Genomic DNA, 201 nt, shown 5'->3' with positions numbered 1-201 from the left:
GCAACCGCTCCGCCACCCCACCCGCATCAACATCGCCGGCCGCGTCAACATCAGCATCAGCATCAGCATCAGCATCAAGGTCAAGGTCAAGGTCAAGGTCAGCATCACCCGCAGCACCTGCAAAGCCGTGGTCTTCGGGATACCCCGCCGCTTGATTCACAATGCACCGCTCAGCCTCTGCCACCTCCGCCGGATCAACAT

General features: G+C 60.7%; 1 protein-coding gene. It reads right to left on the bottom strand.

Going from position 1 to position 201, the window contains the following annotated elements:
• Positions 1 to 201 (bottom strand): hypothetical protein (locus ACXR2T_RS15835; RefSeq protein WP_489945570.1); only part of this gene is annotated, 201 nt, incomplete at both ends.

This window comes from Leucobacter faecis (genome assembly GCF_054456635.2).
This window is presented reverse-complemented; position numbering and strand designations above follow the sequence as displayed.